The 1,630-nt window shown below is 39.8% G+C and carries 1 protein-coding gene and 1 pseudogene; one reads left to right on the top strand and one right to left on the bottom strand.

All coding sequences use genetic code 11. The features are described 5' to 3' along the window. Window positions 1–152 precede the first annotated feature (152 nt). Window positions 153–302, bottom strand: a pseudogene (locus BAZSYMA_RS05695) (helix-turn-helix domain-containing protein); the annotation flags it as partial. A 149-nt stretch (window positions 303–451) separates the two neighbouring features. Between BAZSYMA_RS05695 and BAZSYMA_RS05690 the strand changes: the two are divergent. Next, window positions 452–1,630, top strand: a 1,179-nt coding sequence (locus BAZSYMA_RS05690; RefSeq protein ID WP_195910119.1) for a discoidin domain-containing protein, incomplete at its 3' end; no start/stop codon positions are given.

Here is a 1,630-nt window from a genome sequence, read left to right as displayed (position 1 = left end):
TTAGTCAATAACGGGCTACCTGATATATTCTCACAAAAGCACTCATCGCCTCGAATAAAGTGAGTGTCATCCTTTATTGGGTCTATCAAGTTCTTTAAAGTTTCTAAGATCCTTAACCTTTTTATCTGATTCTAAGCGCCCCATAATTGGTTGCGGACGCCAGTATTACGAGACAATTCTCTAGAAATGGTTGATTTATTTCTGCCCATTGATTTGGCAATAAAAGTTTGACTGTATCCTTGTTTATTTAGGAGATAAGTATGGTATCTTTGTTCACAGGTTAATTGTGTGTATTTTTTCATGTTGCATTCTTTGTTTTTGGTTTTTGTCAGATTAAAGAGGGGCTAATATACTTTTTTGACCAACTAACGAGAGTTGTGCTTGTGATGTGAATTCAAGATTCGTTATTAGCATAAACTTGTTAGTTTAAACTAACCATCAGGAAAATACAATGAACTTAACGCCTATCAATAAAAATTTCAGTCGTGCTTTACTACTAATAGCATCTCTTGTGACTACCATAATTCAGGCTGGTATCAATCTGGCCTACGACAAACAGGCCACTCAATCCAGTGATGTCTCCTCCACGCTCGGTCGTGCTAGCAATGCAGTTGATGGTAACACTGACGGCAACTGGTATAATAACAGCACAACCAGCACCAAAAGTGAACAAGGTGCTTGGTGGCAGGTTGATCTAGGTAGCAAGAAAATTATTAATCAAATCATTATTTACAACCGCACTGATTGTTGTGCAGACAGACTAAAGAGCTACCGGGTTAGTATTTCCAATGAAGAATACTTTAGGACCAACACTTATCAACAAGACTTTTATGTTGTACCTAATCCAAAAAATATCATTAGATTAGACGCACAAGATAAGCAAGGTCGTTATGTTAGAATCCAGTTACTTGATAAAAATCATTTATCTTTAGCAGAAGTTCAGGTGATAGGTGGCGAGCTTTGTAGTTCAAAAATAAAAAATTGGCGTTTTCCTGAAGTAGGTTATTCTAGCGCTCATAATGATTTTGGTGGGACTACTAATGCACTAAATTACCCTAATATGGGTGCCTTTGCCGTTCTTGATCCCGATGGCTCAATCACGGCTTGGGGTGGCTCAAATTATGGAGGTGTAAACCCACCCACTGGTGGGGGTTATACCAAGATTTATTCAGCTGGTAGTGCTTTTGCAGCTCTTAAAGCAGATGGTACAATCGCAACTTGGGGTGATCCGGATTGGGGTGGCAAAAAAGGTGCACCCAAGAGCAATGGTTATATTAAGATTTCCTCAACGCTTTCCGCCTTTGCCGCCCTTAGGGTTGATGGCACAATCGCAACTTGGGGTGAAACATACAGTGAAAACCATCCACCCATCGACAATGGTTATATCGAAATTTATTCAGCTGGCAATACCTTTGCCGCTCTTAAAGCTAATGGCACAATTACAGCTTGGGGTGGCAGTGCAAACGCACCTACTGACAGTGGCTATACCAAGATTTATTCAAATATTTCTGGCTTTGCCGCCCTTAAAATTGATGGATCAATTACAACTTGGGGTGACTTTGGAGCAAAAAGTAAACCTACGCCCAGAGACAGTGGCTACATTAGAATTTATTCAACCAATAGTGCTTTT

It is taken from the genome of Bathymodiolus azoricus thioautotrophic gill symbiont (assembly GCF_001298715.1).
Lineage (GTDB): Bacteria > Pseudomonadota > Gammaproteobacteria > PS1 > Pseudothioglobaceae > Thiodubiliella.
The sequence above is the reverse complement of the archived record's forward strand: the minus strand, read 5'-3'. Positions and strand labels throughout refer to the sequence as shown.